Source organism: Collinsella sp. AM13-34 (genome assembly GCF_003473055.1).
Classification (GTDB): Bacteria; Actinomycetota; Coriobacteriia; order Coriobacteriales; family Coriobacteriaceae; genus Collinsella.
On the sequence record NZ_QRLE01000002.1, the window covers coordinates 1 to 24,273 of the forward strand.

Here is a 24,273-nt window from a genome sequence, read left to right on the forward strand (position 1 = left end):
TCGACGTCTTCAATACAGACAATATCAGTGCGGAATGTTTTCAGAGCTTTGCCCTGCAGGGTCCCTGCCGTCACGCAGCAGTCAGGGAATCTGGAGTGGGCGGCGGCTTGGCTACGAGCTGGGGCTGAGGATCTGAACGAATGGGTGACGTTGCTGGGAGCGCAGGCGTTGCCGGCGATGATCACTTTGGAACTGGAATTTCCGCCTGCTAGTAAAAAGGCCTCCGGGCTGTTGCTCTGGAGGCCTTTTTGTCAATTACAGACGAATGCGTTAGTTGTTCTTGGTCAGACGCTCGACGTCGTGGGCGATCATGTATTCCTCGTCGGTGGGAATGACCATGACCGTGACGGAAGAGCCGGCGGCGCTGATGACCTGCGGACCGTTGCCCACGGCCTCGCGGTTCTTGTTGTTGTCGATGCGCACGCCCAGCCACTCGAAGCAGTCGCAGAAGGCCTTGCGGATCGACCAGTCATTCTCGCCGATGCCGGCGGTAAAGGTAATGGTGTCGACGCCCGCCATGGAAGCGATCATGGAGCCGGCCTGCTGCATGGCCTTGTAGGCGAACATATCGAAGGCGAGCAGGCAGCGCTCGTCGCCCTCGGAGGCGCGCGTACGGATGTCACGGGCGTCGTTGGAGATGCCCGAGATGGCAAGCAGACCAGACTGCTTGTTCATCATGTCATCGACTTCCTGGTAGCTGTAGCCGCCCTCGCGCTGCAGGTAGCACACGGTAGCCGGGTCAATGGAACCACAACGGGTGCCCATCATCAGGCCGTCGAGCGGCGTGAGGCCCATCGTGGTATCGCGGCATACACCGTCCTCGATAGCGGCAAGCGAGGCGCCGTTGCCCAAATGGCACGAGAGCAGGCGGTGGCAGCGCGAGCCCAGGATCTCCTTGGCCATCATCCACTCATAGCGGTGACTCGTGCCGTGGGCACCGTACTTGCGCACGTGGTACTTGTCGCACACGTCCTTGGGCAGCGCGTAGGTGTAGGCGACCTCGGGCATGGTCATGTGGAACGAGGTGTCGAAGACGGCCACGTTGGGCAGCTCCGGATACTTCTCGCGGCAATATTCGATTGCCGCGGCCTCGCCGTAATTGTGCAGCGGGGCGAGCGGTGCCACCTCAAGAATCTTAGCCATGACCTCATCGTCGACGACCGCGGAATCATCGAAGTGCCAGCCACCCTGAACGATACGGTGGCCGATGCCATCGATCGTAAAGTCGGTCTTCTCGAGCTCCTCGAGCACGCGCGCAATGGCGCAGCGATGATCGGGAAAAGGAATCTCCTCGGTCAGCTTGGCACCACCGTTCTCGGAGTGGCCAAAGGTGCCCATCTCCGAGCCGATACGCTCGCAGTTGCCCTTGGCGAAAACCTCTCGGGTATCAGTATCCAAAAGCTGATATTTAAGGCTTGAGCTACCGGCGTTGACAACAAGTACGTTCATGAGACTCCTTTGCAGTGCGATACGGTCGGCGCAGACCGCTCAAGGCGGCCGTATGTTAATAAGAAGTTATCACAACTTGATAAATAGCTATCAGGCATATCGCCCAACGAGTTCAAAAGAGGGGCTGAACGGGATGTTGCCGTCCAGCCCCTCCCCTCTTGTAATTACTTGGCGTTGACGATGCGCTCGACGTCGGAAGCGATCATGAACTCCTCGTCCGTGGGGATGACAAAGATTTTGACCTTGGAATCCTTAGCAGACAGGCACCAAGCGCCGTCACCACGCAGGGCGTTGCGGGCATGATCCATCTTGACGCCCATAAAGGCCAGGCGGTCGGCAACGCCGGCGCGGACGGCCGGAGCATGCTCGCCGATGCCGGCGGTAAAGACCAGGGTGTCCATACCGCACATAGAAGTAGCCATCTCGGCCGCCTTGGCGGCAATCTTGTAGACAAACATGTCGAAGGCGAGCTGAGCCTCGAGGTCACCAGCGGCGGCGAGCTCCTCGACGTTGCGGCAGTCGTTGGTCTTGCCGCCGGTCACAGCCAAAAGGCCGGACTTCTTGTTCATCATCTCGTCGACCTCGTCGAAGGTGTAGCCGCCCTCGCGCTGCAGGTAGCACACGGTAGCCGGGTCAATGGAGCCGCAGCGGGTGCCCATCATGACGCCGTCGAGCGGGGTGAGGCCCATGGTGGTGTCCATGCACTTGCCGTCCTCGATGGCGCACAGGGAAGCGCCGGAGCCGATATGGCACACGACGACCTTGCGGGCCTCGCCGTTGGTCATCTCGGCGACCTTCTTGGAGATGTAACGGTAGCTGGTGCCGTGGGCGCCGTACTTACGGATGTGCAGCTTGTCGCAAACGTCCTTGGGCAGAGCGTAAGTCTTGGCGACCTCGGGCATGTTGAAGTGGAAAGCGGTGTCATAGACCGTGACGTTGGGCAGGTCGGGATACTGCTCCAGGCAGAACTCGATAACGTTGGCCTCGGGGTTGTTGTGGAGCGGCGCCAGCGGGGCGACCTCGCGGATCTTGGCGAGAACGTCCTCGTCGACGAGGGAGGAATCGCCAAAGTACCAACCGCCCTGAACGATGCGATGGCCGATGCCCTCGATCTTGACGCCGTTGGCCTCGAGGTCCTTCAGGACGACCTCGATGGCGACCTTGTGGTCGGGGAACTCGATGTTCTCGGTCACCTTCTTGGAACCGTTAGCAGCGTGGGTGAAGGTACCGCCGGTAAAGCAGACGCGCTCGCAGGAGCCCTTTGCGGACACCTTGTGGGACTTGGTGTCGATGACCTGATACTTAAGGGTCGAAGATCCCGCGTTGACGACCAGAACGTTCATGTGTCTCCCTACTAACAGGCGGTGTGGCGCCGCCAGGTTACATACGCTTCAATAATAAACCCAAACGCCCTCGCGCTCGGGTTTATTGGCGTTGATATATAAGTTATCGGTGTCTAAATACTCATGTCCTTTGGCTTGTAAGACGAAATAGCGCGGGAATATACACCAAAGAAGAAATCCCGAGCGCGACAAGCAATACGACTCGAATGCCCGCAGCGCTGCTCAACACAGCGTTGAGCAGATAGAAAAGAACAGCACCCACCGCCACCATCTGGCTTTGAACCGAAATCAGTGAACAGCGCATCGATGAATCGGCAGCATTTTGGAAAACTGAGTATTTGATTGGGGCAAACAACGAGTACGCAACCGTCTGCAGCACATAGAACACGGGCAGCAAATTAGCCGGAGTAAGAGGAATCAAAAACAAAGCTGTCAATACTGAGCGAAAGATGCCGCAAATACGCGCAAAACGACCCTTGTCGACACGAGCAATCACACTGGGCACAATAAACCCCATGGAGGCCGAGGCAAGGAGCTGGACCGCAATGGTCACGCCCGAAGCGACGGCATTCATTCCGCGGCCTGCAAGTAACAGTGAGAAGAAGTCTTCCAGAGCGACGAAGGCAAATGCCTGAGAACAGTCCATGATGAACGCTGACCGAAGAATGCCATTACCCGCAATAGCAGCACCGATCATCCTCGGGCTCATTCCATGCCCAGGTGTCACCGCAGCGCCCTCTCTTCTCGCCTCAGGAATGCAGATAACGACAACCAACGTCAACACCATTGCGATGATATCTGCCGAAAGACCAATGAGGTATGCACCGACAGACGAAATGAAGCCGCCCACACAAGCGGAGATGGCATAAGAGGCATAGAAAACAAATCGCTCAACGACATTAAGTCTTACGAGCTGGTCCTGAGAGACGCTGTCAATGTAAATCGCTTCCATGGATCCGCTCACACATGCAACGGCAAAACCTTTGAGAGCAAACGCGCCGATTAAAAGCAGAGGAGAACGGACGAGAAGCAGGGCGGCGTAGTATCCAAGCATTCCCACAACGCCAACGAGACCGCTAGTCTTTCGTCCAAACCTATCAGCAATATAGCCAGTGGGAACTTCAAGGATGAACTTGCTCACTTGATATGCAATCATCATGCTAGAAATCGCTACCATCGAAAGCCCGACGAACTCAAGGTAGACAGTTAGAAAATACAAGATGGTGCTGAAGTTCGACAGAAAAACGAACGTCATATAAAGCAAAACCGTACGGTTTTTCATGCTCCGCCCTCCAAGAGTCAGCAATCTAAATCGGAATCTTGGAAAAGCATGAGGGCAAAGCTGTCAGCTATGTGTTGCAAGGCGTCAATAATCACTTGACGCCTCGAAGCCAATTAATCTCACGAAGCAAGATGACGCAATAGGTGCAGAAAAACCGTCTGGTGTCGATCGGTCCAGGAGTTTTGCCGATAGCAGAAGTAGATGGGCAAGGCTACGTCATGCGAGGCTTCAATGGAGCACTCGCTCACTTCCGATCCATCTGATGCGAGAGAAGAGCCAGAAAAACCCAATATCAATCCCCCGGCTTGAAGAAACTCAGCCTGCGCTCTGTTTCCGTATTCGACGTCGCGGAAGCGGAAATTAACCAGCTGAGCTTCGGGGCATTGATTGATTGCATTGAGACAGGGCGACAAATTAATGGGAACAGCTAACCTGCCGCCCAGTAACTCACGGACGGTCATAGCGCCCACAGATTGATGACCCGCTGGGCACGAAAGAACCTTGAGCTCCTTTTCACCCAAGTATTTCGAAGAAAGGACACTGTTCCTTGGTTCCTCAAATGAGATGGCCGCATCCGAAATGCCAAGCACAAGTGATTCAAAGCATGTAGCCGTTGGCTGATGCCACACATCAAGGTGAATCTGAGGGTGCGAGCTTTCAAACGAGTCGTACCAGTTTTCGGAAAAGAGACGCCCCCGCCCTTGAAGGCAGGGGGCGTAAAGACGGAAGTGGCCGTCGGGCGAGACGCCGTCGTCCCTCGATTGGGCGTACTTTTTAAGATCGTCGACTTGTGCCAGGATCACGCGTGCACGACGTGCAAATTCTCTGCCCGCCGGAGACAAAACAGCCTCCCCCGCCGATCGGTCGAGCAAAACAATCTGATACTCAGATTCCAACTTTTTGATTGCCGACGAAACGGCCTGCGGACTCACATGAACGGCGCGAGCTGCTTTGCGCACGCCGCCATAGTTCGCTACCGCTTGAAGGTATTCGAGTTGAGAAAGCTGCATAGATTACTCCAAAGGCAGCCAAGTCGACGGGCTACGTGTCCTCAGATGAGGTTCTCGCCCAGGTTCTTGCCGCCGAGGACATGCATGTGGAAGTGCATGACGGTCTGGCCGGCGTTGACACCCTTGTTGGAAATGACGCGGAAACCGTCCTCCAGACCCTTGGCCTTGGCGACCTCCTGGACGGCGTGGGCCATGGCGCCCATGGTCTCGGCGGGCACGTTGTCGGCGATGTCGCTGTAGTGCTTCTTGGGGATCACGAGCGTGTGGACCGGCGCCTGCGGGTTGAGGTCGTCGAAGGCGATGACCTGGTCGTCCTCATAGACAACGGTCGAGGGGATCTCGTGGTTGGCAATTTTACAGAAGATGCAATCGCACATAGCTGGTTCCTTTCTTACAGACCAAGGTAATTATATTTGGTCGAGATGCTTAGAACGAAAGGTTATCATCGGTGTTGGCGGCCTCGCCGTCGGCGAGCACGTCGTTGCCGTCGACGTCCTTAAGGAGCACCGAGACCTTCTGCTCGGCATCGGACAGGCGGGTGCGCAGGCTTTTGAGGAGCTCGACGCCGCGGGTGTAGCTCTCGAGCGACTCCTCAAGCTCCATATCGCCCGACTCCAGGCTGCGGATGATGAGCTCCAGCTCCTGCGAGGCCTGCTTGTACGTAAGCTGCTCGACCGGGGTCTTCTCTGCCATATCTGTTTCCTTTCCTAAGGGTCTATCACTGCGAAACGCGGTCTACTCGACCGTATCGACCGTTGCTGCCACGTTGCCGTCTGCCATGCGCACGCGAATGGCGTCGCCAGGCTTAAAGGTCTTGGCACTCGTAGCCACACCATCATCGCTGTACGCGATGGAATAGCCGCGAGCAAGCACTTTGAGCGGCGACAGGGCATCGAGCGACGCTGCCGCACGGCTCAGGTCGGACGCTGGCTTGCTGAGCATCGTGCGCCCTTGATGCTCTAGGCGGGAACTCGCAAGCGTGAGCGCATGGCGCTTACCATCGAGCCCCGAGGTGCTTGTAATCAGACGCTCGGGCAAGCGCTCAAAGTTGGAGCGGAATGTCCCGACCGAGCGTACTATGGCGCCCGACAGGCGATCGGCAGTCAGCGCAAGCTCCGATTCGCGACGCTCGACCATAAATGTGGGGTCGTTGAGGCACGGGCGACACGCAGCGGCATCGAGCGCATCACCCAAGCGAGCCGTATAGGTATCCCAGGCACGGCGACCGCGCTGATCGAGCATCTCCAGGTCGACCTGGGCCGACCCAATCATCGATGCCATCGCGGCACCCAGACGCTGATGGCGCGCCTCGAGCACATCGGCCAACTCCGTCATAGCCGGCGCCACCGATTCTGCCGCCGCCGTGGGCGTGGAGGCGCGTCGGTCGCTCACCATGTCGCAAATCGAGGTATCGGGCTCATGGCCAATGCCGGTCACCACGGGCACAGGACAAGCCGCCACCGCGCGGGCAAGCTCCTCGTCATTAAAGGTCATGAGGTCCTCGAAGGAGCCGCCGCCGCGCACCAGCAAAATACAGTCGGGCGCCGGCGTAATGGAAGCGGCGCGGCGCAAGCCATCAATGAGCTCGGCCGGCGCACCCTCGCCTTGAACCTTGGCGCCCACGCAGACAAGCTCGACGAGCGGGTTGCGACGGCGCAGCGTACGCTTGACGTCGTCGATTACCGCACCGGAAAGCGAGGTGACGACCGCCGCGCGTGAGCAAAACACCGGGATGCGGCGTTTGCGGGACTCGTCCATCAGTCCCTCGCGGCGTAGCTTTTCGGCCAACTGCGCCACCTGTTGACGCAGCAGACCCTCCCCCGCCAGCGAAAACGAGCGAGCGACAAAGCTCATGCGGCCCGTGGCCTTATAGAGATTGAAGCTGCCCTTAAAGCTCACCTGCATGCCGTCACGCAGATCGAAGGTACGCTTGAGATAGGCGCCCTTCCAGATGATGCAGTCGACGGCGGCCGAGTCGTCTTTAATCTGGAAGTAGCAGTGGCCGCTTCGGGCATTGGGACCACGGAAACCCGTGACCTCGCCCAGGACGGTCAGTTGCGGAATAGCATCGAGCGCACCGGCGGCGATCTCTACCGCCTGGCTCACGCTGAGCTCTTTACGCTCTTGCTCGTCCGAACCGTCGAACTCGGCGGAAACGCTATTGCCGGTTAGATTCCAGCCTGCCACGCAGCCTCCTTTCGTCATCGTGCACAAAGGCTCTGGCCCTGCGCAAATTCAAGTCCAACACATAGTACAGCGCCGCGGGGACACAAATTCCCGCGGCGCCCAGCGACCCAATTTGTTATCGGTTGGAGTTTCTGTTGTAGCGAGCCATAAGATAGAGCAGCTGAATAATCGAGGTGAGCGCCGCAGCCACATAGGTAAGCGCGGCGGCCGTCAGCACCTTCTTGGCACCGTTGACCTGCTTGGAGCTCATGCCCGACTGCTCAATATACGCCACGGCGCGGCGGCTGGCATCAATCTCGACCGGCAGCGTAACGAGCTGGAACAGCACGCTAAACGAGAAGAAGATCAGCGCGATGGTCGTGAGTCCCGCGATGTTCATAAACAGGCCCATGAGCAGCACGACGGTCCAGGTGTTCTGGGTAAAGTTGACGACCGGCACGAGGGCGGTACGTACCTTCATCATGGCATAGCCGCTTTGACGCTGCGCGGCATGGCCTGCCTCGTGACAAGCGACAGCAACGCTTGCGACCGAGCCGCCCGAACGGTTGGAATCCGACAGATACAGGTTATTGTCCTGCGGGTTGTAATGGTCGGTGAGCTCACCGGCGACGCCCTTGATACCCACGGCGTTGCAACCGTTGGCGTCGAGCATGCGGCGAGCGACCGTGGCACCCGTGTCGCCGTCCGAGCGAACCTTGGACCACGTCTTGTACGTCGAATTGATATAGCTCTGCGCAGCAAGGCCAAGCACCGTGCAGACAAGAACAACCAGCAGGTACAGCGGGTCGATGCCAAAGCCGTAACCATAGTAATAGGGCATGCGAATTCCTCCAAATCGAGTTACACGTTGGAGGCATTCTACCCACTCAGCAGACTAGGCTTCCCTATAACAACTCAATCTTTCCGTCCTTCACGGTGAGCCCCATATTGCCGGAAAGCAGATCGTCCAGGCGCGAACCCACAAGCTCAAAACGCCAGCCTTCGCGCAGGGGGCTTTGCTCAGGATGCTCGATGTAATCGGCCAGGTCATCGCGCGAGGCAATGACCGAGGTCGCCACCCCCGAGCGCTCGGCAACCAAGCGAATAAGCGCATACATCAGGTCCGTCACGCTCTCAAGCTCCGGCGAAATCTGGCGATGCCCGCGCACCATGAGCGGCAGGCGATCGTGCGGGCAGCTCGCACCGCGCTTGATGGCCATGAGCGCGCCGTCCACGTCGCGCTCCCCCAACTGGTCGGTACCGCGAATGCTACGGAACTCCTCAACGCGCACGGGATTGCGCTTAACGAGCGCCAGCAGCGTATCGTCGGACATGACCCACTTGCGCGGGATGTTGCGGCGCTCGGCGCGGTCCTCGCGCCAGGCGGCGAGCTCGCGCGCGATGCCCAACTGGTGACGGCTGCACGAATTGATGCGTTTGACCTTGCGGAACGCCTCGTGGCGATCGGCGCGATAGTGCGACTCGTCGGCCAGCGGGCGCAACTCGTCGAGCACCCAGTCCACACGGCCCAGCTCGCGCAGGCGACTCATCATCTCGGTATAGGCGACAATCAGGTACTTGACGTCATCAATCGCGTACTCGATCTGCTTATCGCTCAGCGGGCGGCGCGACCAATCGGTTAGCGACTCGGTCTTGGGCAGCGATACGCCGCAGAACGCCTGAACGAGCGCTCCATACGAAATCTGCTGGCGCTCGCCCAAAAAGGCGGCGGCAACCTGCGTATCAAAAATCGGTCGCGGCAACGCTCCCACAGTGTGGAGCATAACTTCCATGTCCTGCGAGCAGGCGTGGAAGACCTTGATCACGCTCTCGTCGGCCATAAGCTCGGCAAGCGGCGACAGGTCGTCGATCACCAGCGGATCGACAGCGACACTCTCGGCGGGGGTGGCAATCTGGACCAGGCACAGGCGCGGATGAAACGTGCACTCGCGCAAAAACTCGGTGTCGACGGCGATCGCGTCGAACTCGCGGGCGCGCTGGCAAAAGTCGACCAGAGCCTGATGTGTGGAAATGTACATATCAACCCATCGAATAAGGTTAGGCCCGAAAAACACGGGTAGGATATCGGCATTGCCCTACAACTATACTCGGTTAGTCACAGAACGGGAACGTAAGTATGCGCTGCCTTATCATCCACAATCCGGCATCGGGTCCCAGCTCAGATGAAATCTACGCATTCACGCACGCCCTTGCACAGGGCGGCGACGAGGTCGTGATGCGCTTTATCGGCGATGGCATGGAGCCCGAGGACGCCGTGGCAGACGTTCGCGAGTTCGACTGCGTGGTCGTCTCGGGCGGCGACGGCACTGTCTCCAACGTGCTCGACCAGATGCGCGGATGCGGCGTCCCCACGCTCGTCTTCCCCTCCGGCACGGCCTGCCTGTTCTTTAACAACATCGGCAATGCCCCCGAGGCAGCGGCGCTTGCCAAGGCATGTCGCGCCGGCCGCACGGTCAAAGTAGACATGGGCGAGCTCTTTTGGCTCGACGAGAACGGCAACGAAAAGCGCCATGGCTTTATCATCATCGCCGGTTCGGGCTTTGACGCCGAGATCATGATGAAGGCCGCCCCCACCAAAAACGACATCGGCGAGATCGCCTACTTCCTCTCCGCTCTCGCCACGCCCAACCCCACGGTGGCGCACTTTACCATTGAGCATGATGGCATTGTTGAGGAGCTCGACGGCATCTGCTGCATGGCGGGCAACACGTCTGTCATCCAAAACGACATCAACCTGTTCCCCAACTGCCGTATGAACGATGGCATGGTCGACATCGTCGTTATTGAGCCCGTGCGCACGGTGCAGTTGCTCCCCACGGTAATCACCGCCGCGCTCGACCCCGCCGGCAAGGTACTCGGCCGCCCGCAGTTTAAGATCATCCAGACCAAAGAAGCCAAGATTACCTGCACGCCATCGCTCGGTATGCAGTTTGATGGCGAGATCATTTCCAGCAACTCCGGCGTCTTTGGCGCCCGCGCGCTACCGCAATGCCTTGATATCATCGTCGACGAATTCTCGCCGCTCGGAAAATAGGAGGACCCCCGTGAACGACAACCCCATCCTTGGCTTTATCGTCATCGTTTTGGCCATGCTCGTCGGCTATGCCATTAACGTGATTCACCGTCGAAAGAAGTAGCCATTACTCTTAGACGGCCCGTGCAGCCCGGACCCCTCGCCGGCATGAAACCACATGCCGGCGAGGGGTCCGCTTTTTTCTTGACGCTTTATTTAGCTACATTTTTCGCTGGCGTTATACAAATTGATTTCCCACTAAATGAGTTCAATTTACCGTTAATCGCATATTTCGCTACGCTTATCGAGTAAATAACTTTCATGAATGTATATTGTTTCGAATTCGTTACGCTAAGGGGGTGTAATTATTGGGTGAAGCCCTCTGGAGACAGAGGGCTTTCGCACGCTGGGAGGGAATATGAGTAAAACTCATCCCGTCAACGCGCTCAAGAAGCTTGGCATAGGCCTTGCATTTGGAGCTGCAACCATCATGTCCATGCCGACATCTGCGCTCGCCTGCACGCAGATGTACATGGGCAACAAGCTGACGGCCGACGGTGACACGTACTATGGCCGCGCCGAGGACTTCGATAAGCGCTACCTCAAGCACTTTGGCATTGAGCCTTCTCACGGCCCGGGGCATACGTACGGCTCGGACGAGTCCGCATTCATGTATACCTCGACCAAGACCACGTATCGCTACACCTATGTACGCGACCATCCCTCCCAGTGGCACGGGCGCTATGATGCCTACTCTGAGGCAGGCATCAATGAGAAGGGCGTGTCCTGCTCCGCAACGCTGACCACCGGCATGAATGCTGATGCTGAGGCAGCAGACCCCCTGACCAAAACCGGTATTGGCGAGTACAGCTACGGCAGCGTTATCTTAGGTGAAAGCGCCAATGCACGTGAGGGCGTCGAGCTCCTCGGCAAGATCATCGACGAGCAGGGCGCCTGCGGCAACGATCAGATTATCATCGCCGACAGCAACGAGACTTGGCTGTTTGCCGCACTTTCCGGCCACCAGTGGATCGCCATGAGGCTCACTGACGATATCGCCTCGCTCAACCCCAACATCGGCAACCTCAACTACAAGGTTGACCTCACCGACACCGCGAACTGTCTCCACTCTGCGACCATCGAGTCCATGCCCAAGGAGAATGGCTTCGCCAAGTACTTCGATGACGGTCAATTTGACGTTGCCCAGACCTACGGCGAGGCAATTAGCGAAAAGGCCATGCATTCTTGGGCCCGTTATGTCCAGGGTCGCGCCTACTTCGGTGTGCCGCTCACCGAGGGCACCGACTACGAGATCGTCAAGGACGAGCGCGAAGATGCTCGTGCCACGACCGGCGCCCTGGTTAGCAAGGCGCAGCCGCTGTTCTTCCAGCCCGGCAAGTCCGACTGGAACACCTTTGAGATGATCCGCGCGTTTGGCAACCGCGGCGAGAAGGTCCCGGGCCTCAACGCCAACACCGACGGCGCCTACGCCATTGGTACCGAGACCAACACCGAGGTCAATCTCTTCCAGATCCGTCAGGGCATGGACCCCGAGATCGCGACCATCCAGTGGGAGATGCTCTCCCGCGCCGCCTACTCCGTCGCCATCCCCTACTACTCCGCACTGCTCACCGAGGTTAGCCCGTACTACAGCGACCAGACCGTCTCCTTCGATCACTGCGAAGAGGAGGACATCGTGAACAACGAGGAGCCCGAGAACTCCATCAACTATGTCCTCATGGACATCAGCTCCCTGTGCTTCGAGCACCGTGAGCAGCTCGGCACCGGCGTTCGCGCCTACCTCGACGCTCTCCAGAACGAGCTCATCGAGCAGAACCTCGAGGTCGACAAGGCCATGCTCGCCGAGACCACCACTGAGGGCCGCACCGCCCTGGCCAACAAGGCCGGCAACGCTGCCACCAAGAACACCTATGTCAAGTGCAAGGCCCTGCTTCAGGAGATGCGCGCTTATCTGAAGGCTGAGGACTTCAGCAAGCCCTTCACCCCGAGCGACCTGAACACCGAGACCAACGGCCTCAAGGTGTCCATCACCTACGCCAAGGACGCCCTCGCCACCGAGCAGCCCGGTACCCCCGACAAGCCCGAGCAGCCCGGTACCCCCGACAAGCCCGAGCAGCCTGGCACTCCCGAGAAGCCCGAGCAGCCCGGTACCCCCGACAAGCCCACCAAGCCGAGCACCACGACCACGGTGACCACCAACAAGACGAACACCAAGGGCAACCTGCCCACCACCGGTGACCGTTTTGATGGCCGCATGGTGGCTGCGTTCGCCGCTGCCGGCGTCGTCGTCATCTCCGCAGGCGGTTACTTCCTCTACCGTCGCAATAAGGAGTAACGTCTTAGCTGAGCGGGCGAGGCAGCAATGGCAGCCTCGCCCGCTCAGCCCGCTCTTTTGACCGACGGGAAACCCGCCTGACATCTTTTCAAAAAAGATTTCCCCGCATACACTTCGCTGTGCTATAGTGCAGCGCAACAGCAACTAGGTGCGACCGCGCCACGGCATCACGAAAGGAGCCACCAACATGAAGAACACGATGACGTCTCTCAACAACTGGTGGTGGCGTGATGCGAATACGATCGGTCGACAGTGAGTCCCTCACGCCTGTTTTTGCGCTCTAGGTGATTGGAAGGCCTCCGGTTTCGACCGGGGGCTTTTTTCTATCTCGAGCCCGATCGCATTCGCATCACGCGCCTCCGCTTTTCTCTTGCAATCCCCTTCCGAAAGGATTTTCACCATGTCTCAGAACACCACCGCCACCCAGCCCCGCACCGTCCAGACCGCCGATCGCGGCAAACTCGATGTCCGCGCCCTCGTCCTGCTCGCCATCCTGCTCGCCGCCGGCTTCATCCTCAACTTTACCGTCGGCAAGGCAATCTCGGGCATCTCGGGCGGCATGATCAGCCCCGAGTTCATCATCTCGGCCTTCTGCCTCACCATCCTGGTCGTTCGCCCTAACATCGGTCAGGCGCTCGTCATTGGCCTCATCTCGGCTGCTGTGATCCAGATCACCACCACTTCGCCGTTCGTCGATTTTGCCGCCGAGGGCATCGCCGCCATGCTCATGGCCGGCATCGTCAACGCCGCCGGCAAGAACGGTCAGGTCAAGCCCGCCATCGCCATCGTCGCAACCTTCCTGACCACCTTTGTCTCCGGCGCCATCTTCATGGTCATCAAGATGGCCATGCTCGGCGTGGTCGGCGAGCTCGCCGCCGCCATGTTGCCCGTCGTCGCCATGACCGCCGTCTTTAACGCCATTCTGGTCGGCGCCCTCTACCTGCCCATCCAGAAGGCCCTGAAGCTCAACTAACCCACAGTGCCCCATCGGTAAAGACTGTCCCAAACAACTAGCTCTTGGGAACGTTCTTAAACGACTAGTCATTAAAGAACGTCCCCAATGACTATGAAAGGTATCCATGGAAACGATCATCAACGTCGACGATGTCTCGTTCTCCTATGGCACGCAGACCGAGCAGGCGCTTAGCCACATCTCGCTCAGCGTGAACAAGGGAGATTTCATCGGCATCATCGGGCCCTCGGGCGCCGGCAAGTCCACGCTTGCCGCCTGCCTGTCGGGCGCCGTGCCCCACCACTACACCGGCACGTTCTTTGGGTCCGTCATGGTTGACGGTCACGACACCTGCGAAGTCTCGCTCACCGACGTGTCGCAAATCGTCGGCAGTGTGCTGCAAGACATCGACACGCAGATGGTCGCCTCCGTGGTTGAGGATGAGATGCTCTTTGGCCTCGAGAACTTTGGCGTGCCGCACGACCAGATTGAGCAGCGCGTCACCGAAACCCTCGAGACCGTCGGCATCAGCGACCTGCGCGACCGCGAGATCGCCACCCTCTCGGGCGGACAGAAGCAAAAGGTAGCCATCGCTGCCATCCTCGCTATGCGTCCGCGCGTGCTCGTGCTCGACGAACCCACCGCGGCGCTCGACCCCGCCAGCTCCACGCTGGTCTTCGAGACCCTGCGTGAGGCCAACCGCGCACTCGGCATCACCATCGTCGTCGTTGAGCAAAAAGTCGCCCTGCTTTCGGAGTATTGCAACCGCGTGCTCGTGCTCAATCATGGCGAAATCGCGCTACAGGGCGAGCCGCACGAGGTCTTCGCACACGCCGATGAGCTCCGCGCCATCGGCGTCGATTGCCCGCGTGTCACGCGCATTTTCAACAGCCTCGAGGTCGATGGCCTGGCCAGCGGCACTCCCTGTTTGGATGTTGATGAGGCCGAGCGCCTGATTTCGGGCATCGTCGACCCCGCACACGCAAGCAGCGACATTCAGGCACCCGCCGGCTCACCGCACGCACCGTCGTTGCGCCCGCACGCCAAGGACGCCGAGCCCGTGCTCACCTTCGACCATGTTGAGTTTGCCTATCCCAATGGCGGCGCCGCCGTCCACAACCTCAACCTGACCCTCTATCCCGGCGAGCTCGTGGGCATCGTCGGCCAAAACGGCGCCGGCAAGACCACGCTCACCAAGCTGCTCACAGGCCTGCTTAAGCCCGCCTCGGGCAGCGTGCGTGTCACGGGACTGGATACCGCAGCCGTTCCCACAAGCCGCATCGCCCGCGAAGTCGCAACCCTCTTCCAAAACCCCGACCGCCAGATCTGCAAGGACACTGTGCTCGACGAGGTCGCCTTTGGCCTGGAGCTTGCCGGCATCGACCGTGCCGAGGCGCTGCGTCGCGCCCAGCTCGTCATCGACCGCTTTGGCTTGCCGGCCGACGAGGCGCCCTTCTCGCTCTCGCGCGGTCAGCGCCAGATGGTGGCACTCGCCTCCGTCGTGGTCGTAGAGCCCAAAATCGTGGTGCTCGACGAGCCCACGAGCGGCCTTGACTACCGTGAGTGCATGACCGTCATGGAAACCGTGCGCACCATGGCCGAGCGCGGCTGCGCCGTCATCATGGTCTGCCACGACATGGAAGTCGTATCCGACTTTGCCGAGCACATCGTGGTGATGGCCGACGGCCGCATCCTCGAGCGCGGCCGCACGCACGAGCTGTTCTCGAACTGCGAGCTCATGCAGCAAGCCTACGTTGAGCCACCTCAGGTCATAGAGCTTTCTCGTCGTCTGGCATCCTCCGTCTCTCCCGCCTTTGCACAGGTGAGCGAGGTCACCGATATCGTTCGCATTACCGAGGAGATGGTCCACCGTGGTTAACGTCATCGACTATATGCCGGGCGATACACTGCTGCACCGCTTGAACCCGGTCGTCAAACTGGGCCTTGCCGCCGCCATCATCATCGGCATCTTCCTGTCCGATACCTACGTGGCGCTGTTGGGCTTTTTGGCGCTCACCCTTGCACTGGGCGCCTACGCCGGCGTCGTCGACCGTCTGCTCTCACTACTCAAGCTGCTGATTCCGCTCGCGCTTATCATGCTGGTGCTTCAGCTGGCCTTTATGCGCGACGGCAACGTGGTGTGGGGCTTTATCACCGACACGGGCCTCATTACCGGATCGAAGGCCTGCCTACGCCTGTTGGGCGTGGCGCTGCCACTCATCCTCATGCTTATGGTGACCAAGCTCAACGACCTCGCCAACGCCTGCGTCGAGGTGCTGCACGTGCCATATCGCTATGCCTTCACCTTTACCACGGCACTGCGCTTTGTGCCGGTATTTGGCCAGGAAATGAACGCCATCATGGAGGCGCAGACTGCACGCGGCGTCGAGTACGACACCAAGAACCCCATCAAGAAGCTTAAGCTCATGCTGCCACTGTGCGTGCCACTGCTCATCTCGAGCGTGGGCAAGACCGATGCCACAGCCTTGGCGGCAGAACAGCGCGGCTTCTATCTGCGTACACGCGCCAGCTCGTACAAGCGCTACCCCATCAAGGGCCTGGACATCGCCGTGCTCATCGTCAGCATCGCCCTCATCGCCATCGGCTTCCTGTTCTAGTTCACCACCGACAGCAACCACCCAACGCAAAAGGCCCCGGCTCGCACCAAACGAGCCGAGGCCTTTACTGTTTTCCCAGATAAAACCTGCCAAAATAAACCTGTCCCTTTTTGGCAGGTCGGATGCTAGAGGCGGTAGGGGGCGCCGCTGCGGATGATGGACTCGCGTACCAGGACATCCATCGCATCGAGGGTGATCTCGGGCATCTCGCGATACTTCTGCAACACCGAAAGCTCCGTGCAGGCCAGAATGACGCGGTCGCAGCCGCTGCGGGCGAACTCCCACATCACGCGATCGAACTTATCCATATCGGGTTCGCGCCCGGCCTTCACATCATCGTAGATGAGCGACATCACGTCGGCCTGACGCTTCTCACTGGGATAGACGACCTCAGCGCCCGCCGCCTCGCACTCGCGGCCATAGACGCCGGCGCCCACGGTGCCATCGGTGCCCATGATGCCAATCTTGTGCACCGGCTCGGCGGGCATACTCAGGTTGGGATCGAACTCGCACTCCCCCATCACCGCACCCGCCAGGGCATAACGCACCGATTCGCGCGGCATATGGATAATCGGCACCTTGGTAAACGACTGAATCTGATCGTAGAAGTAGTGCGATGTGTTACAGGGAATCGCTATGTGCGCGCAGCCCAGCGACTCGAGTGCTTGGGCACACTCCTTCATGGTCGCCAGCAGCTCGGTATGCTCACCGGTCTTGATGGCCAGCGTGCGGTCGGGCATGGTCGACTTGGAAAGCACCACCATGTCGATATGCTCCTGGTCGCACGTAGCCGCCGTATGGCGTACTACCTGGTCGTAGTAATACGACGTGGCCTCGGCGCCCATGCCGCCGATAACTCCCAGCTTTTCCATCGCCGCCTCCTTGGTGACGCCCACGCAATTGCGCGTATCATACCCGCGCCCGCCCGATACATACCGGACGGGCGCCACGCTCGTCTACTTGTAATACGTCTTGAACAGCTTATAGTGACGCAGCTTGGTGTGCCACATGCGCAACCAGCGGTTAAAGACAAAGTCTCCCTTCATAAACGAGGGATCGGCGCCCTTGCCCTCCTTGGCAAGACGATGCACCTTCGCGCGCAGCTCGGGAGCCTTGACGTACTTGTCGACGACGCCCATGGGAACGACCATCCACAGCGCCTCGTCCTTCGCCGTCACAAACTCCGGCTCAAACGGGCGGTTATAGACGTACTCATCCACCACGTACTTGGCAACGTTAAAGCCGCTGTTGGTTACGTAGTAGTTGCTGCGGCCCTGACGGGTGTTGAAGTCAAAGAACTTAAACGAGCCATCGCGCTCGTCATACTTGACGTCAAAGTTGGAATAGCCCACAAAGTGAAGGTCCTTGAGCAGCTTGCGCACGCCACTCATAAGCTCATCATTGGGCTCGGTGATGATGCAGGCGTGATTACCGACGCCATGGGGCTGATGCTCCTCGAGCAGCACGTGACCAAGGCACATCATGCGAACCTTGCCGTTGCGGTCAGAATAGCTGGTGAGCACGCGCATGTACTCGTCGTTGCCGGGCACGCGATCCTGCAAAATCAGGTCATCGGTGTAGCCACTGGCATAGGAATCGCGGATAACCTGCTCCAGCTCGGCGCGGTCGGCAATCTCATAAGCCTTCTTCTGACCCTCGAACTCATGCTGCCACCACATGATGCCGTCGGAAGGCTTCAGGATCATCGGGTAGGGAAAGTCGATCTGGTCGAGCACCTCGGCGGGAGCCTCACCCTGAGCGTTGAGCATCGCCATGGTAAAGGTAAACGTATGCGGATAGGGCACACCGTGCTTCTCGCACAGCTCGTAGAAGATCTCCTTCTTCTGGCACTGCTCAAGCATGCTATAGGGCGCGTAAGGCGCAACGATGTTATCCGCCAGCTCGTTGGCATCCTTGGCCTGGGCCACCAGGGCAACATAGTTATCGCCGCAGCCCATCAGGACAATCGTCTTTTCGGCATGTGCCCGAGCGATACCGTTGACGGTCTTAAGCATCACGGGCATGGTGTCGATATCCACGTTAGGCGTGTAGTCGATAATCTGGCTGCGATACGCAGGGCCCGTCTGATACTTGCCAAAGACCAGGCTCTTGACCTGATACTCCTCGTAGAAGGCGCGCGCCACCGAATACGCGTTGATGTCGCCGCCGAGCAGCACGGGAATAAACTCGCGCTCTGTAAACTGCAATGCCATGGAAACTTCCTATCATGAACTGCCCACACGACGGGCGGTCTTTGTGCAACTGATTTATTCTAGCGTGCCGAGCCGCCGGCACCCAAAGCTCCACCGTATCTATGGCAATCGGCGTAATTATCCAGCATGAAGGCCAAGCTCACCGCGATGGGACCTTGTAGTTGCAAAACCCCACGTGAGGGCAACTTTTACAGCCAAAACCCTCACAAACAGGGTGCCGTAACGTTAAAGTTGAACTCTATGGTTTCTCAACAATTCACCATTCCCGCAGGTCAAGGCCAAAGCCTCAAGTTCAACTTGACCCTTTAGAACCTTTAAGGTTCAAGTTGAGGTCGAAAGCAGTAGTAGAATACACCTCGACCAATAACCTACGATTGATTGCAGAGGGACTGGATGCAGCATTCGAACCATCGCACCGCAGCGCTCATCGCGTCGAAGCCGGCTCGTATCATCACGAGCGCCGCGCTCGCCGTCGCGCTGACGGCCACGCCGATGCTCTCCCCCGTCGCGGCCTATGCCGCCTCGCAGGCAACGCAGGATCAGCTTTCCGCCGCCCAGAAAAAAATCGAGGACGCTACGAGCGCCTACAACGACGCCCGTACCAAGCTCGAGGATCTGCAAAAGCAGATCGACTCCAATGAGGCGAACATCGATAAGATTGAGGCCGAGCTACCCGAGCAGCAGGCCAAGGCAAGCTCCGCCATGCGCGATCTGTATAAGTACCAGAAGGGCACCAGCCCCATCGTGAGCTTCCTGGTGAACACGCAGAGCTTGGGTGACTTTATCACCACCTGCAAATACACCAACCAGATTACGAGCTCGAGCGTCGACGAGATCGAAGAGCTTAACAAGATGCAGACCGAGCTCGAGCAGAACAAAACCGAGCTCGATCAGGCCAAGTCTCAGCTCGAGGGCGAGCAAAAGAATGCCGAGGACGCACTGGCCCAGGCACAGCAGCTTCGCAACGAGGCGCAGGCAAAGGCCGAGCAGGAAAATGCCGCCGAACTGGCTAAGCTCGAGGCCGACAAAGCCGCTGCCGCCGAGAAGCTCGCGGGCACCGGCGTGAGTGGCAATAACTCCAACAGTCAGGCCACCAACTCCAACACCACCATCGACACCACGGTGAACAACTCCAACAGTGGCAATTCCGATTACGACTCGTTCATTAACGAGTGGACGAGCCGCATCGACAACTACCTCGCCGGCTCCCCCATGGCAGGCCAGGGCTATAACTTTGCCGTCGCCGCCTGGAATACCGGCGTCGATCCCCGTTGGTCCCCCGCCATCGCCTGCATCGAGAGCAGCAAAGGCCTCTATTGCGCCGGCTCCTATAACGCCTGGGGCTGGAGTGCCCGCGGCGGTGGTTGGCGTAGCTTTGGCAGCTGGAGCGAGGCTGTCTCCGCCCACGTTGCCTACCTGGGTGCCAACTATGGCTCCACGCTTACCCCGGCAGCCGCCAAGAAGTACTGCCCGCCCACGTGGCAGGACTGGTACAACAAGGTCGCTTCCCAGATGAACCGCATTTAGGCTCGCAAGCCTCAACTGCAAAGGGCCCCCAAACGGGACCCCTTTTCTTTGGCCTTGCTAGACCAGAATTGGCATGCAGGCATAAGTGAGTGTTGGAAAAGTCGCTTGAGACTGAAACCCCTTCCGAAGGCAAGGTGATCCCACCACAACGTTATGGCGCGAGTGTGTCAACGGGAGCAACGATGATGCCATCGGGCGTTGTATGAACCGGCATGCCGAACCCAATGATGATGAGTTTTGCCACAGGCGGCTTCTCGCCACGCTCGACCAGCTTTCGCTCCAGCCGAAGCAGATTTGCAGATGCCTCGGGGATTTGAGGGCTTCCAAGCTTCACCTCCACGGCAATCCAAGTTCCATCGCGCCTGTGGATAACTGCGTCAACCTCGAGATCGTCGGCATCGTGGTAATGGGACACCAACGAGTCATTTGCGGCGGCGTAAACCTTGAGGTCATGCAGGACGAGGGATTCGAAAAGCAACCCCAGTGTCTTCGGGTCAGATGCCAACGACTCCGGATTTGCTCCGAGCAGCGCAACGGCAAGCGAAGGATCGGTGAGATGCCTCTTCGCCCCCTGCCGCAGCTTCACCGGAGACCTGAGCGCTGGATGCCAAGCGGGGATATCGTCGACGATATTGATTCGTCTCAGGGCGTCCATGTATCTGGAGACCGAGTTCTTCGAAACGCCGGTACCGATATCTTTGTCAATAGACTTTGAGCCAGCAAGCGTCGACTCATTCCGCGCTAGCGATGCCAAAAGAGACCTGACCTTGACCGGATCGCGCTTAACGCCATCAGTTCTAGAAACATCCGATTCGCATACGCCATCAACATAGGCAGCGGCTATCTGCATGGCATCGTCAGTCGTTTTCCCCATCGCCTGAGGCCAACCGCCACGACACAGCAAATCGGCGATTCCGGCGATGCCGGAGATTGACCCGACAGCCTGCTTGGCAGGGTAACCGGAAAGAAGCGTTCCAATCGAAACCGCGCCAGAAGAAACGCCAAGCTCGAACATCGTCATGGTGTCCATTCGCAACCTAGCTATTCGTCCAACGCCGCTATGCATCGGCTGCATCGAATCCCGAGGCGTTGCCGAACCCGTAAGAATAAACTGACCGGATTCTCCCCTCCTTGCATCGCACTCGAAACGCACGGCATCCCACAGCTTCGGCTCTTCCTGCCATTCATCGATGAGCCTGGGAGATAGCCCTGCTAATGCTTGCGCCGGATCGATCCGTGCCAGCTGGAGAGCGGAAAAATTTCCAGCCGGATCGGAAAGAGACAAGGATGAATTAGCAAAACGACTAGCCGAAGTAGTCTTTCCGCACCACTTTGGACCCTGAATGAGGACCGCACCGAAGATATTGAGATTACGGCTGATTGCCTTATCGATGCATCTATCTACATACCTATCCACACGGCCTCCTTCTTGACTTACCCATATTAGGTATTTTACCAGCTGTGTGGTGACGATTGACGGAAATTTGTGGTGAGGATTGATGGCGAATTATGGTGACAATTGACAGAATTCTGTGGTGACAATTGACGGCGCTTCGAAGCACGGAGCAATTTAACCGTCACAACACCTATGGCGATGGGCACTCGCCCCGCCCACGAGGCAGGAGTGGTACAACAAGGTTGCAACCAGATGAACCGCATTTAAGCGCTACTGCAAAGGGCCCCAATCGGGACCCTTTTCTTATAGCGGTACATTGCATTAAGCGACTATGCCGGTTGCGTTGCCGACGGCAATAATCACGATCATGATGACGCACATAATTCCCAGCGCCTTAAGCCACAGCGTGACAAACTCACGGCCCCGATAACGATCAAGCACGGGAAAGCGGCGCCGAAGCCTGCGGCGGTCGAGCATGCCAAACGAGATGAGCACCACCATGCCATCGACCATAAGAAAATACTCAAGGGCCAAAAACCACGTTGGATAGCTGCGGTTGGCTCCCGTGGGCTGGAATACGGCAAAATGGCTTCCGACCAGTAGCAGCAAGGTTGCCGCATAGATCATGCCGTTCCATATACGCCCAATGGGTTCCGGGATCCGTGAAAGCAGGCTCTTGCGGCGAGGAGTCACCGAAGAGACTTCCTTGGGCCGCCGCCCGGAAGACGGCGCCATTTGCGGAGCAGCCTGCGCCATTGAAGGCGCCGTCGTGCTATTCGAGCCAGGCTCAGGCAGACACAGCCCGTATGCCGCGCGCGCAGCGTGTCCGAGCGCCTCGGCACTTGCAAAGCGCTTGGCCGGATCGAGCGCCATGGCCATGCAAATGACATCAGCCAGCGCCGCGGGGACGTCGCACGCCTCGCATTGCTCGCGCATATTCTGACCCGGCTTAGGGTCAGCCCCCGTCAGACAAAAGAACAGAAGCGCGCCGAGCGCATAGACATCGCTGCGCACGCTCGTCTGCCCAAAACCATATTGCTCGGGTGGCGCATAGAGTCGCGTTCCAAACTTAACCGTGTCGGCATCGGCCCCGTCACGCCACACCCGCGCGATTCCCAGGTCGATAATCACCAGCGACGAGAAGGTCATGCCAGCATCGGCCGCATACCTCACGCCCGATACGATGATGTTCGAGGGTTTAAGGTCGCGGTGGATTACCGGTACCCCCGACTCCCCCGCAGCTGCAAAACCAGCATGCAGCTCGCCCACCGCTTCACACAAAACGGGATACAGCCCGCGGGCATAATCGGGCGTCGCCCCCAAGCGTCCCACCAACGCCTCGAGTGTCTCGCCTTCGACATACTCCATCACCACGTCGAGCTCGTCGCCCACACGGCGGCAATCGACGATTCGGGGCAAGTGCTCAAAACGACGACCGGCGCGCTGGGCCACAAACAGGCGCTCATATGCTCCGCCAATCTGCACCGAAGCATCGATGCGCTTGCGGACAAAGGGGCCGAGAGACCCGCCACCAGAGCCCTCAAAATAGACGAGTTCGGTCGTCTCGACATCCGAGAGCTTGAGCACGCGCTCCACACGATAGCTGTCATCGCGGTCGAGCGACGCCAAATGCTCGACAAGCGAAGCAGTCAGCTCATCATCGGAATATGTTGGGCTCTGAGTATCCATAGCGTCCATCATAACGCAGGGCGCGGACACCCCATGTTGTCCGCACCCCGTTCGTTTGCATGGTTATTCTGGTGACACAACCGGCTCAGCCATCGGCCACTAACTCACCGTTTCCTCGCCAAAGCGATACAGCTCTTCATTGACCTTTTGGAGGCTACAGCCACGGTCGATGCAAAAGATAATGATTGCATCGCGACGGTCCTTGCAGTTGAGGACGCTCACTCCGGCAGCCGTCAGGGCGCGGTTGGTCTCTTTCATCGACAGCGCCATTGCAAAGGCAATCTGCAGCACCTTATTGCGGCTCGGATTGCGCGAACCGATAAAGATCTGATAGCCAAAGGTCTCGTTGAGGTCGGCCATACGCACCACGCGCGAACGCTCGAGCCCCTTCTCTTGCAGCAACTGCTTTAAGTAATCCGAAAGCGACGGGGCGGCAAAGTCGTGTTCCTTGATATAGCCATCGATACTCGGCGCATCAAGAAGCTCGTTGAGCAACTCGTCCGTCAGCTTTTTATCGGGCACGCGGCCTCACCTCCCATACGGCGCAACGGTAGCGACATGTTAGGCCAGCACCCAGCTTGCAGCGGCAGACTTATCAAACACGTTGGCAAAATAGAGAGCCTTCTTGATGTCACCATCAAAGTAGATATTGCCCGCCACGGAGCCACCGGCGGCAAGGGTACCAGACTGCAGCTCATCGGAACCCTCGCTGTAATAACCCTGGTTCTGCTGCGCACCGTTGGCGTCCTCGCCCTTCCAGTCGTAGATATTGTAGTCCGCGCCCTCATCGCCATTGTTGACGTACGTGACGTGAATGCCCGTCATGGTCGAACCGTCAAAATTGGTAAGCCCGGTCTGCACGGAATCGACAGTAACGGAAAGACCGCCAGCCGTGGTCACGGTCGTGCCGACGGCCAGGTCGGTCGTTGGCTGTTCCTCCTTTTTCGACTCCTCCTTCTTATCTGCGTCGCCGGCGTCCTCGATAACGGTCGCCTTATCGCTGCCACAGCCCGCAAGCAGGCCGGCAGTCCCCAAGGCAACGGTGGCGAACGCTCCAAGCGCAGCGCGACGGCTCAGCAGCACTTCGTTTTCGAGCTTTTTCATCATGCATCCTTCCTACGATCCGGCTACCGCGCCGGCACACAGCACATCGTAGGAAGGATTGAACTTGAATTCATTAGCTGTGAGCTAAAGTGCGGTAAACGGCCAATGCAGTTATCCGAATGCCGAGCAAACGC

Annotated in this window: 21 protein-coding genes; 6 read left to right on the forward strand and 15 right to left on the reverse strand. The window is 58.6% G+C overall.

Annotated features, from left to right (window positions below; genetic code table 11):
- Positions 1-270 precede the first annotated feature (270 nt).
- The 9 genes from DW151_RS00700 to rnd all read right to left on the reverse strand — a co-directional run bounded on the left by DW151_RS00700 (position 271) and on the right by rnd (position 9,289).
- Entirely contained in the window at positions 271-1,449 is a 1,179-nt protein-coding gene (locus tag DW151_RS00700) for an acetate/propionate family kinase (protein WP_118334000.1), read from the reverse strand.
- Positions 1,450-1,613: 164 nt separating this feature from the next.
- The gene (locus DW151_RS00705) at positions 1,614-2,792 is read right to left on the reverse strand and encodes an acetate/propionate family kinase (protein ID WP_118334001.1); all 1,179 of its coding nucleotides are present in this window, start codon (positions 2,790-2,792) and stop codon (positions 1,614-1,616) included.
- A gap of 121 nt (positions 2,793-2,913) precedes the next feature.
- The gene (locus tag DW151_RS00710) at positions 2,914-4,074 is read right to left on the reverse strand and encodes an MFS transporter (RefSeq protein WP_118334003.1); all 1,161 of its coding nucleotides are present in this window, start codon (positions 4,072-4,074) and stop codon (positions 2,914-2,916) included.
- A 119-nt stretch (positions 4,075-4,193) separates the two neighbouring features.
- Positions 4,194-5,084: a LysR family transcriptional regulator gene (locus tag DW151_RS00715; protein ID WP_118260350.1), complete on the reverse strand. Its 891-nt coding sequence runs from the start codon at positions 5,082-5,084 to the stop codon at positions 4,194-4,196.
- 41 nt (positions 5,085-5,125) lie between these two features.
- Positions 5,126-5,461, reverse strand: coding sequence for a histidine triad nucleotide-binding protein (locus DW151_RS00720; RefSeq protein WP_118334004.1), 336 nt, complete (start codon positions 5,459-5,461; stop codon positions 5,126-5,128).
- A 49-nt stretch (positions 5,462-5,510) separates the two neighbouring features.
- On the reverse strand, positions 5,511-5,777 hold the full coding sequence (gene xseB / locus DW151_RS00725; protein ID WP_006234311.1) for an exodeoxyribonuclease VII small subunit: 267 nt from the start codon (positions 5,775-5,777) through the stop codon (positions 5,511-5,513).
- A 42-nt stretch (positions 5,778-5,819) separates the two neighbouring features.
- Positions 5,820-7,271: an exodeoxyribonuclease VII large subunit gene (gene xseA, locus DW151_RS00730; RefSeq protein ID WP_370448012.1), complete on the reverse strand. Its 1,452-nt coding sequence runs from the start codon at positions 7,269-7,271 to the stop codon at positions 5,820-5,822.
- Positions 7,272-7,386: 115 nt separating this feature from the next.
- Positions 7,387-8,091 (reverse strand): zinc metallopeptidase, encoded by a 705-nt coding sequence (locus tag DW151_RS00735; protein ID WP_118334006.1) that lies wholly within the window; start codon positions 8,089-8,091, stop codon positions 7,387-7,389.
- A 64-nt stretch (positions 8,092-8,155) separates the two neighbouring features.
- Positions 8,156-9,289, reverse strand: coding sequence for a ribonuclease D (gene rnd, locus DW151_RS00740; protein WP_118334007.1), 1,134 nt, complete (start codon positions 9,287-9,289; stop codon positions 8,156-8,158).
- 98 nt (positions 9,290-9,387) lie between these two features.
- Here rnd and DW151_RS00745 point away from each other — a divergent pair, with 98 nt between their 5' ends.
- The 5 genes from DW151_RS00745 (at position 9,388) to DW151_RS00765 (ending at position 16,210) form a co-directional block, all read left to right on the forward strand.
- Positions 9,388-10,305, forward strand: a complete 918-nt coding sequence (locus tag DW151_RS00745; protein WP_118334009.1) for a diacylglycerol kinase family protein — start codon at positions 9,388-9,390, stop codon at positions 10,303-10,305.
- Positions 10,306-10,702: 397 nt separating this feature from the next.
- Positions 10,703-12,640, forward strand: coding sequence for a C69 family dipeptidase (locus tag DW151_RS00750; protein WP_118334010.1), 1,938 nt, complete (start codon positions 10,703-10,705; stop codon positions 12,638-12,640).
- Between the two features lie 400 nt (positions 12,641-13,040).
- Entirely contained in the window at positions 13,041-13,613 is a 573-nt protein-coding gene (locus DW151_RS00755) for a hypothetical protein (protein ID WP_118334012.1), read from the forward strand.
- A gap of 106 nt (positions 13,614-13,719) precedes the next feature.
- Entirely contained in the window at positions 13,720-15,471 is a 1,752-nt protein-coding gene (locus DW151_RS00760; RefSeq protein WP_118334013.1) for an ABC transporter ATP-binding protein, read from the forward strand.
- A complete protein-coding gene (locus DW151_RS00765) occupies positions 15,464-16,210 on the forward strand; it encodes an energy-coupling factor transporter transmembrane protein EcfT (protein ID WP_118334015.1) in 747 nt (248 codons plus the stop codon). Before DW151_RS00760 ends, DW151_RS00765 begins: the two co-directional genes overlap by 8 nt.
- Positions 16,211-16,335: 125 nt before the next feature.
- On the opposite strand, the gene DW151_RS00770 is transcribed toward DW151_RS00765, so the two are convergent.
- Together DW151_RS00770 and DW151_RS00775 are read right to left on the reverse strand one after the other, a co-directional pair.
- Positions 16,336-17,082, reverse strand: a complete 747-nt coding sequence (locus DW151_RS00770) for an aspartate/glutamate racemase family protein (RefSeq protein WP_233543272.1) — start codon at positions 17,080-17,082, stop codon at positions 16,336-16,338.
- A gap of 84 nt (positions 17,083-17,166) precedes the next feature.
- Positions 17,167-18,423: an ATP-grasp domain-containing protein gene (locus tag DW151_RS00775; protein WP_118334018.1), complete on the reverse strand. Its 1,257-nt coding sequence runs from the start codon at positions 18,421-18,423 to the stop codon at positions 17,167-17,169.
- A 393-nt stretch (positions 18,424-18,816) separates the two neighbouring features.
- Between DW151_RS00775 and DW151_RS00780 the strand changes: the two genes are divergently transcribed.
- On the forward strand, positions 18,817-19,950 hold the full coding sequence (locus DW151_RS00780) for a glucosaminidase domain-containing protein (protein WP_118334019.1): 1,134 nt from the start codon (positions 18,817-18,819) through the stop codon (positions 19,948-19,950).
- 151 nt (positions 19,951-20,101) lie between these two features.
- On the opposite strand, the gene DW151_RS00785 is transcribed toward DW151_RS00780, so the two are convergent.
- The 4 genes from DW151_RS00785 to DW151_RS00800 form a co-directional block, all read right to left on the reverse strand.
- On the reverse strand, positions 20,102-21,367 hold the full coding sequence (locus DW151_RS00785) for an ATP-binding protein (RefSeq protein WP_118334021.1): 1,266 nt from the start codon (positions 21,365-21,367) through the stop codon (positions 20,102-20,104).
- Between the two features lie 300 nt (positions 21,368-21,667).
- Positions 21,668-23,035, reverse strand: coding sequence for a protein kinase (locus tag DW151_RS00790; RefSeq protein ID WP_118334023.1), 1,368 nt, complete (start codon positions 23,033-23,035; stop codon positions 21,668-21,670).
- A 99-nt stretch (positions 23,036-23,134) separates the two neighbouring features.
- Entirely contained in the window at positions 23,135-23,557 is a 423-nt protein-coding gene (locus tag DW151_RS00795) for an XRE family transcriptional regulator (protein ID WP_117842881.1), read from the reverse strand.
- Positions 23,558-23,596: 39 nt separating this feature from the next.
- The gene (locus tag DW151_RS00800) at positions 23,597-24,139 is read right to left on the reverse strand and encodes a DUF4352 domain-containing protein (RefSeq protein WP_233543274.1); all 543 of its coding nucleotides are present in this window, start codon (positions 24,137-24,139) and stop codon (positions 23,597-23,599) included.
- Between the last annotated feature and the right edge of the window lie 134 nt (positions 24,140-24,273).